Genomic DNA, 9,150 nt, shown 5'->3' with positions numbered 1-9,150 from the left:
ACGCCCGGCCACCCGACTCTGCGCCAGGCGACACTCGACCGTCCGCCGCGTCTCCCCGGCGCACCCAGCCACCCGACGCGACACCATCCGACTCCGCCCTTCCCGACGCGCGGCCGTCCGACGCATGAGTGTCCGACGCATGAGTGTCCGGGGCGGTGTGGGGTGTGCGGCCCGGAGTGGTGCCGGTCGTGGGGGGTCGGTGGTCGGGGCCGGTCGGCCGGCCGGTGGTCCCGGTGACGGGGCGGCGGCCGATCTTGTCGATCAGCTGCCACGTCCGCCGCTCGCGTACGACCGGACTGGGGGACGTCGCCGCCTCACCCGTGGCGGTTCGCCCCACGCGCATGGCGGCGGTCCTGCTCAGAGTCGTCAGCGTGCCCCCCGAGGCGGCCCGCATCCTGGCCACCGTCGCGAGCGCCACCTCGTCGGCCCCCACAGGCGCGGTCAGCGTCACGTCCACGGCCCGCGAACCGGAGAGCCTCCCCAGCGCGCACACCCGCGCCCCGGGCACGGCCTTGCTCGCGAGAGCGGCGCCACCGGCGAAGGCACTGCCACTGGCGACGGCCATCGCCCGCGCGGCCAAGGCGCCGGCCGCGACCACCCCGCCCCCAGCCGGCGCCTCAGCACTCCGCACCCACTCCCCAGGCCCGCCCTCAGCAGCCACACCCGCAGCAGATTCCCCGACACCAGGCGCACCCTGACCAGACCCGATACCCGAACCGGACCCCATCCCGCCGGACGTGCCCGAGGAAGGGCCGTCAGCGGCCGGCAGGGGGGCAACGCCGACACGGGTGGGACGGGGTACGCAGGCGACCCCAGACAGCGCCTCCACCGGATTGGCGGCCACGGCGACCTTGACCCCCTTGGCCATCCCGCTCAGCCGCACCCTGAACCGCTGGACGTCCCCCGTCCGCAACCACTTGCCGGCCCCCTCCGACCCTTTCACCTGCTCGATCACCAGGGACACGCCGACAGCGGCCACCGGCACGGACGGCACCGCCGCCAAGATCAGGACCCCGGCAATGACCCAGCCACGCCGCATAACTCGCACTCCCCCTGTGACGAATCGTCAGCGACAAATCACGCCTAGTAACCATTGTGTCACAGAGAGGCAGGACTCAATCCCGCGGGAGCAGATTCTCCACGGTCTTCATGATCGGCAGATCGGCCTCGAGCCACGCGACGTCGTAGTACTCGCCGGGCCCCAGCCACCGCAGCGCGAGGTGCTCTCTGGCCTCCGGTACGCCCGAGGCCAGGGAGCACAACCAGACGCGCAGCGCGTACCCCGCGGAGAGCGGCCACTCGTCACCCACCCGCTCGCCCACGGCGACCTCCACGCCGAGTTCCTCGCGGCACTCGCGGATCAACGCCGCGACCTCGTCCTCGCCGGGATCCACCTTCCCGCCGGGGAACTCCCACCCGCCGGCCAGCGCGGCGGGCTCCGCGCGCTGCGCGGCCAGCACCCGCCCGCCGGGGGCGACGATCACCGCGGCCACGACCAAGATCGTGCTCATGCGTCGAGATTCCTCATAGGGAGGAATTGTCCAGCCTTTTGAGTTGGTCGAGAACGTCGGGGTTCTGCAGGGGCCGGGTGAAGCCGACGCGGCTGTCGCGGCCCTCGTAGCTCGTGACCTTGATCGGCCCGCACAGCGTACATCTGGCCTCCAGCATCTCGCCCTTGGACACGACCAGGCCGACGTGCCCAGGGTTGCCGGGCGAGGTGCCCGGTCCCGCGTTGAAGAAGACCAGGTCACCCGGCTGCTCCTGGCCCTCTAAGATCTTCACTCCGAACGGCCACTGCCCGAACGTCGTGCGCGGGATCGACAGTCCGGCCGCACGATAGGCGGCGAAGATGACCCCCGAGCAGTCGAACGAGTCCGGACCCGTCCCTCCCCACAGGTAAGGCTTGCCGCGCTGCGCCAGCGCGTACTGCAGGATCTTCGCCACGATGTCGCTGGGCGCGGCCTCCACCAGCGAGTCGTCGCACTCCTCCTCGGCCTGCGGCGGCACCTGGACGTCGCCCGACTTGGCGTACTTCCTGGCGATCTCCACGACCTGGTCGACGTACCACCAGGCGCGGTTGTAGACGAACAGCGCCTGCCGGACGTTCTCGGGAGCGCCGTTGCGCTTGAGCATCTTCGCGGCGCCGAGGATGGCGTCGGCGGGGTTGTAGACGTCGCCCACGCCGTCACCGTCACCGTCGGAGGCGTACCCGTTGAACGTCGACGACATCGGGATCCTGGCCTTGCCGCCCCACGTGGAGATCAGGAACTGCATCGGCCCGGCCGCGCCCGCCGAGTTGGTGCCGCTCTTGACGCCGGGCAGGTCGGAGCGGCCGTGGTTGGTCTCGCGCTTGCCCACGGCGGCCAGGATGTTCCACTGCACGCCGATCTGCTCGCCGTGCTCCTTGTACAGGTCCAGGTACGAGCCGGGAATGTCGGCGGCGCCCGAGTCCGACACCTCCTCGACCTGCGCGGTGTCCTCGCAGTCGACGGACGTACGGCCGTCGCTGAGGAAGGACGGCATCGAGATCAGCAGCATCGGCGACACGATGACGAGCGTCAGGAGCAGGCCACCGGCCAGGCCGATGAGCAGGGCGAGGCGGGTCTTGGAGATGTTCACTCGAGGGGGTCCCCGTCCTGGCCCACGGTCGCCGGCCGGATGTCGAAGATCCGCCAGTCGGCGCCGAGCTGGCTCACCGTGACCGCGTACTCCTCGGTGAGCTGCTTGTCGCCGCTCTTCGCGTCGACCTGCCGCGTTCCTGCGACGACGAAGACGATGGAGGTCCTGTCGACCTGCCTGATCTCCTTCAGCCTGGCCGTGGCCGTGGAGACGATCTGGTCGTTGCGGTTCTGCTCGACGGTGGCCGCCGAGGTGATGCTCCTGGTCAGGTCGTTGCCGAGCTCGGCCGTCGTGTACGCCTTCATCCGGGCGGCGTAGGCCGCCGGATCCTCGTCGTACCTGAACGTGCCGTACGCGGCGGTGAACCGCTCGGCGAGATCCGCCGCCGCGGCGAGTTGCTCCTTGGTCATCGGCAGGTAGGAGTAGACGTCGAACGGCGCCGCGCTGGCGGTGGCCAGCGGCGTGCTCGACGCGGCGGGCGGGTTGCCCGAGCCCGCCGAGGTCGTCGCCGGCCCGGGCGTGGCCGGGTCCTCGGGGTCGGGCCACATCGTGAGGTAGATGCCGACCGCGGCGATGACCACGACGATGGCGGCGAAGGCCATCCCGCGCCTGTCACCTGGCTGCGCCATGTTCAGTCCTTGTCCGGGTTGTTCGGCTTGAGCCAGAACGGCACTGAGGGGTCGTCACCCCCGGAGCCGCCGTTGCCGCTGCTGCGCAGCCAGAGCGGTGGCGCGTCCGACCTGCGGGGGGCCGGCTCGTCCGAGCCGAAGATCCGGGGTCCTGAGGAGGTGCCGCCGCCCCGTGACCCGCTGGGCCTGGAGCCGCCGCCGCCCGGCCGCGACCCGCCCGATCTCGACCCGTTGCCGCCGAACAGCCCGCCACCCGAGCCGCCACCGCCACCGCCGAACAGCCCGCCGGTGCCGCGCGAACGCGTGCCGCCGGTCCTGGAGCCACCCGACCCGGCGAACCTGGAGCCGCGCGTCCCACCTGAAGACCCGCCCCGCGACGCCCAGCCGCCGCCGGACCGCCCGCCGAACCAGCCACCGGAGCCCCCGCCGGAACTGCCGTTGGAGCTCGGCGCGCCCGCGGGACGTGGACCGGCGCCGGGCGCGCTCGCCGCCTGCGGGCCGCCGGGCCCACGGGTGCGGGTGGGCGTGGGCGTGCCGCCCAGGTTGAGCGGCGGCGCGGTGCCCCTGCGCGGCTCGAGCGGCTGCCTGCCCGCCGCCTTGCCGCCCGCCTGGTCGGTGTCGAGCGGCGCCGCCGTGGCCGGGATCCTGGTGCCTGAGTGCACGCCCTCGCCCTCCTCAGCGCGTACGCGCGCCTGCCCGGCGGCCCCGACCGCGGCCGCGCCCGCCGGGTTGGCCGCACCGGCCGCCCTGATGAGGGGCTCGGCCTTACGCAGGCCCCAGCGGCCGATCCTGGCCGAGGCGACCGGCGGCAACACGCCCGCGGACCGTTCGAGCACGGGCGAACTCGCCGCCTCGCCGAGCATGCGCGTGGTGACCGTGTGGCCGCTCATCGAGGCGAACAGATGCTGGAACGGCCGCCGGTAGAAGAAGACCGCGATCGTCAGCAGCGCCATGAAGAGCACCTGCAGGCCCCAGGGCATGGCGGTGGAGATGATCAGCGCATACCCGTACACGAGGACGCTCAGCACGATCGTCAGCACGGCCTGTCTGAGCAGCGTGCCGATGAGCATCTCCACCCATCTCATGGCGACGATCCGCCCGCTGCCCGGATGTACGCCGATCAGCAGGAAGATCGGCCCCATGATCAGCAACAGCAGGAAGCCCACCTTCAGCACCAGCAACGAGACCGCCACCAGGAAGATGAGCAGCCCGGCCACGACGGCGGCGATCAACGCCCCGACGGCCACGCCTAGCCTGTTGGACCAGTCGCGGCCGGAGAAGATGGCGTAGCGGGGGTCGTTCCTGAGCTTGTCGGCCAGCGCGGCGTACTCCGACTGGCGGGCCCCGTAGTCCGGGGCCGGTTGGCCGGGCACGGCCGGTGGGATGGACTGGATCTCCAGCATCTTGCGGCCGAAGTCGCGCACGATTGGCTGTTGCGGGTCGGCGGTGCCGAACATGCCGACCAGCCACGGCTTGCAGACCAGCGTGGACCAGAGCGCGTCGGCGTTCTGGTCGACGCCCGGCGTGCCGTTCTGGCCGTAGCCACCCGCCTTGACCTGCGGGGCGTCCTCGCCGGGAGGCGGCAGGCAGGAGGCACCGCCGGCGCCGGGCAGGCCGGAGAAGGCGGAGTTGACGACCTCGCCGGTCTTGTCGGTGACGACCTTGCCCAGCCCGGTGAAGTCACCGGGACGGCTGAAGAACCAGACCGCCACGGTGACCGCGAGCACCATCCAGATCACGCCCTCGGCGGTCGTGGTGGCCCGCTTGCGGATCAGCCCGTACCAGGCCAGCCAGATCGCGGCGATGATCACGATCGGCTGGAGGAACTGCCAGTACATGGCGTCGGCGAGGTTCTGGACGATGTCGTCGACGACGTCCTTGATCGCCTGGAGCGGTCCTTCCGTCGCCGCGGCCTGGTACGTGGTGATCGTCAGCCGGTCGACGGCCTTGGCCGCGGTGAAGATGCCGTTGGCCCACATGTTGCCGAGCACGGCGACGTAGTCGGAGCAGCCGAGCTCGTGAGTGTGCCAGAACTGGCCGCTCATCCCGAACTGGCCGTAGTTGGTGGTCGGTGCCTGCGGACCGCCCTCGGGGGCCGGTGGCTGGATCATGCCATCGGTGCCGCCGCCGACCATCTCGGGCGAGAGCGGGGGCGACAGGTCGCAGGGGGCCGCCGCCACCGGCGTCGAAAGGCCGCCCACCACGAGCGGCACCACGAGCACGGCGGTGACCAGTGCGAGAGCCAGCACGAGTCGTCGGGATAGCCGGATCTTCATGACCGTACCTCCTGCGCTCTGCCCACGCCCCCTTGATGATCATCATGCCTGGTGCGGTCGGGTTTGTCGTGTGTCGGATTCGTGTCGAGCCAGCGGAGCAGCTCCTCGGAGACCAGATCTACTCCGATCCGGCCGGCCCTGCCATCCAGATCGCGGAATACGCATTCGCCGTTGCCGAGCGAGCGCAGCACCGCCTTGTGCTCTTCCGACGGCTCCACCCCGAGCAGGGACATCACGTGGTCCACCTCCACCCGTTCGGTGGACCTGAACGCGAAGACGGACGAGAGACAGTTGGTGACCTGCTCGTTCAGCAGGTCGCCCGCGTTCTGCGAGACCAGGACGAGAGCGGTGTTGCGGGAGCGGCCCATCCGGCTGACCTCGGGCACCAGCTTGGCGCCCTCCGGCGTGGAGGTGATGGCCCACGCCTCGTCCAGGAAGATCGCCTTGGGGGCGCGCCGGTCGAGGCCGTTCATCAGCCTGCGCGCGAACTGCGAGACCAGGTAGAGCAGCGCCACCGACAGCCGCTGCTCGTAGGAGTAGTCGTCCCTGGTCGTCGCCACGTCGGGCAGCGTGAGGCCGCCCAGCGTGAACACCGTCGTCCACCCCTCGGTGTCGATCTGGTCGCCGCCGGAGGCGTCGAAGCAGAGCCTGGCCAGGTGCATCTCGGACATGGATCGCAGCACCGCACCCAGGTTCTTCGACGCCGGGTCCTCGGCCTGCTCCAGGAAGTCGACGACCTTGCCGAGCGACGGGTCGGGGCCGTTGGACACCGCGGCGACCGCCTGGATCATCGCGGACTCGCGCTCCTCCGACATGCGGGGCAGCAGCAGTCGCAGCGTCTCGGTGGCCATGGTCTTCTTCGCCGCGATGTCGTCGCCGAACGAGAACGGGTCGAGCAGCCCAGGGGCCGCCGAGCCCAGCGGGATGATCCTGGCCTTGCGCCCGCGCTCCTCCAGCAGTCGTACGAGGGACTCGGCGTCGCCCTTCGGGTCGATCACCGCGACCGTCACGCCCCTGAGCGCCATCTGGTAGATCATCAGCAGCGCGAGCGTGGTCTTGCCGCCGCCGGGCTCGCCGGTGATCGCGATGGCGGTGGGCCGGTTGCGGGTGGCCGCCACGAGCGGGTCGAAGTGCACGATGCTGCGGGCCCGGCCGACGGTCTCGCCGATGTAGGGGCCGAGCCAGCCCTCGCTGCCCTCGCCGAGCCGGTCGCCGAGGTCGACGGTGGCGGTGGCCATGCCGCCCGCGATCGTACGCAGCGGCTGGCGCTGGGCGTAGGCGTTGATGCGTACCTTCTCGCCCGGCAGCGCCTCGCAGAACAGCGAGAACTGGTCGCCGGTCGAGTTGACCACGTCGATGCCCATGTCGCGGTAGTGCTCCATGACCGCCTCGACCCGCTGGGCGCAGATCTCCTCGGTGGGGGCCGACACGATCAGGCGGTGCCAGCCGTACACGAAGGGCAGTCGTTCCTTCGTGATGCCGTGCTCCAGCATGCGGGCCGCGTCGATCTGCTCGGCCAGCGCCAGCGGTGCCTCCGCGCCGGCCTCGCGGATGTGGTTGTCCATGTCGCGGGCGTGCGCGAGCTTGCGCGCCACGTCCTTCGAAGCCTTGACCGCCGGGATCAGCCGCATCCGCGACGACACCTCGACAGGGAACGGCAACTGGTCGGCGAAGTGCATCCACGGCTCGCCGTCGGGGAACGGCATGAGGTCGGGGAAACGGGCGAACGACAGGTGCGCGACGTACGAGTCGCCCTGCGGCTGCACGATCCGCAGCAGCGACCTGCCGTTGTGGATCTCGCCCTCGACCAGCGACTCGATCTCGCCCTTGCCCCAGCGCCGCTTGGGGCTGGCCGAGGGCGGCGGGTCCCCGAGCGCGCCCGCGGCCGCGTGCTGGAACAACCACGCCACCTCGACCGAGGTGGCGTGACGGGCGTAGAGCGCGCTCGACGCGAGCGCCCGGCCGAGGCGTTCCGCCTGCTCGGTCCACCGCCCGATCTCACTGTCGGGTACGTGGTCGTCGTCCATGCCGAGCGCCTTCTCCGTCTTCTGGTAGAAGCCGAACAGCTGGGAGAGCACGCCGCTGCCGAGCTGCTTGCCGCGCGGCCCGAGCCGGACGCCCAGGTAGACCTCCTTGGACCAGAAGTCCTTGGCCCAGACGTGCCGGTAGATCTCCTCCAGATAGTCGCGCCAGCCTGGCCCCTCGTCCGACGTGGCGTTGAGCGCCATGGCCCACTCCGCGGCGGGATAGGTGCGGTGCGCGACCCGCAGGTGGACCTCGGCGTCCGGCATCCTGATCGCGGCCAGGGCGATCGTGATGTTGGTGGCCAGCGCCTCGCGCTCCTCAGGCGTGACGAACTCGTAGCTGACCGTCGGGAGGCGGAAGTACGCCCATGCGCAGGTGTCCGTGAGCAGGATGCGGTCGTCGAAATAGCGGACCGCGAGACGCTGGTGCGCTCGTGCCGCCCTGCTCATGCCGCCCCCTCGGCGCATGAACGGGCCAGACCTGCTCGCTTGTTCACTTATCGCTCACCGATTCTCGTGCCCGGGGGGTCACTCGCCAACTCCTCTTCGCTCGGTCGTACGGTCTGTGCCGCGAAGCCCGCGACCACGACACCGGCGAGGGCGAGGTAGGCCCGCCGCCCGGCCGCGCGCAACTGCCCGGGATCGACGATCTCCGCCCCGCCGGGCGCCAGGTCGTCCTCCCAGGGGACCCTGACGATGGCCCGGCACCTGCCGCTGGCCACCGACTCCGCCTGCTCGACGTCGGCCATCGAACGCCTGCTCACGCCGTTGACGACCATCACCGCACGCCTGCGCAGCTCCGCGCAGCCGTGCCCGTCGAGCCACTCGTACGTCATCGCCACCGCCTCTGACGCCTCCTCGCTCGCGGGGACCACCAGGACGAGCTGGTCGGCGTACGGCAGGACCCGGGCCGCCAGCGCGGCGGCGGGGTCGATGACGGCCAGCTTGTAGTGGCGGTCCAGCAGGCGCATGGAGGCACCCAGCCGGTGGTCGGAGTAGAACGACCGGTCCGCGAGCCGCTGTTCGGCGCCCGCGTCCGTGTCCGCGCCGATCACTTCCAGCCCCGAGGCCGTCCTCGTCGTGTATCCACGCATGGTGAGATAGCCGCTCACCCGGTCAAGACCGGACAGCAGCGAGGTGAGGGTCTCGGGGGTCTCCGGCTGGATCATGCTGGTCAGAGTGCTGCCACCGGTGTTGGCGTCGATGGCCACGACCCTGTCGTCGCGGAATCTGGCGAGGGTGTGACCCAGCATGAGCGCCGTGGTGCTCTGACCGGCGCCGCCGGTGCAGCCCAGCACCACGATCCTCCGGCTCCCGCCGAACACGGCCCTGGCCCTGGCCTCGTCGATCTCGGACCCGTCGGTCCGCACCCCACCCGTGCCTACGACTACCTGCGCGATCCTGCGCCATCCGCCGGAATCCCTGCCGACCACGGACTCGACCCGCCGCACGCGCCCTTCACCGGGCCTCGGCCCCGCCACCGGCGCCCGTACCTGATCACCGGACCCACCGACCGCCCGCACCCGCCCCACCACCGGCGCCCGCTCCCCAGCAGCGGCCGGCGCCCCTTCACCCGCCGTTCCAGGTTCAGCCAACGACTCC

The 9,150-nt window shown here is 71.2% G+C and carries 6 protein-coding genes and 1 pseudogene; all 7 read right to left on the bottom strand.

All coding sequences use genetic code 11. From position 1 onward, the window contains the following. Positions 1 to 1,039 (bottom strand): annotated as a pseudogene (locus tag ITP53_RS51390) (hypothetical protein); the annotation flags it as partial. Between the two features lie 76 nt (positions 1,040 to 1,115). Then, positions 1,116 to 1,511: a (deoxy)nucleoside triphosphate pyrophosphohydrolase gene (locus ITP53_RS51385; protein WP_195902790.1), complete on the bottom strand. Its 396-nt coding sequence runs from the start codon at positions 1,509 to 1,511 to the stop codon at positions 1,116 to 1,118. Positions 1,512 to 1,524: 13 nt separating this feature from the next. Next, positions 1,525 to 2,619, bottom strand: a complete 1,095-nt coding sequence (locus ITP53_RS51380; RefSeq protein WP_195902789.1) for a C40 family peptidase — start codon at positions 2,617 to 2,619, stop codon at positions 1,525 to 1,527. Then, on the bottom strand, positions 2,616 to 3,248 hold the full coding sequence (locus ITP53_RS51375) for a hypothetical protein (RefSeq protein ID WP_195902788.1): 633 nt from the start codon (positions 3,246 to 3,248) through the stop codon (positions 2,616 to 2,618). Before ITP53_RS51375 ends, ITP53_RS51380 begins: the two co-directional genes overlap by 4 nt. Before the next feature lie 2 nt (positions 3,249 to 3,250). Further along, positions 3,251 to 5,524: a type IV secretion system protein gene (locus ITP53_RS51370; protein ID WP_195902787.1), complete on the bottom strand. Its 2,274-nt coding sequence runs from the start codon at positions 5,522 to 5,524 to the stop codon at positions 3,251 to 3,253. Further along, positions 5,521 to 7,998: an ATP-binding protein gene (locus ITP53_RS51365; RefSeq protein WP_195902786.1), complete on the bottom strand. Its 2,478-nt coding sequence runs from the start codon at positions 7,996 to 7,998 to the stop codon at positions 5,521 to 5,523. Before ITP53_RS51365 ends, ITP53_RS51370 begins: the two co-directional genes overlap by 4 nt. Positions 7,999 to 8,045: 47 nt before the next feature. Beyond that, positions 8,046 to 9,150 (bottom strand): MinD/ParA family ATP-binding protein (locus ITP53_RS51360; protein WP_207757609.1); only part of this gene is annotated, 1,105 nt, incomplete at its 5' end.

Origin of the sequence: Nonomuraea cypriaca, assembly GCF_015645445.1 — a bacterium.
Lineage (GTDB): Bacteria > Actinomycetota > Actinomycetes > Streptosporangiales > Streptosporangiaceae > Nonomuraea > Nonomuraea cypriaca.
This window is presented reverse-complemented; position numbering and strand designations above follow the sequence as displayed.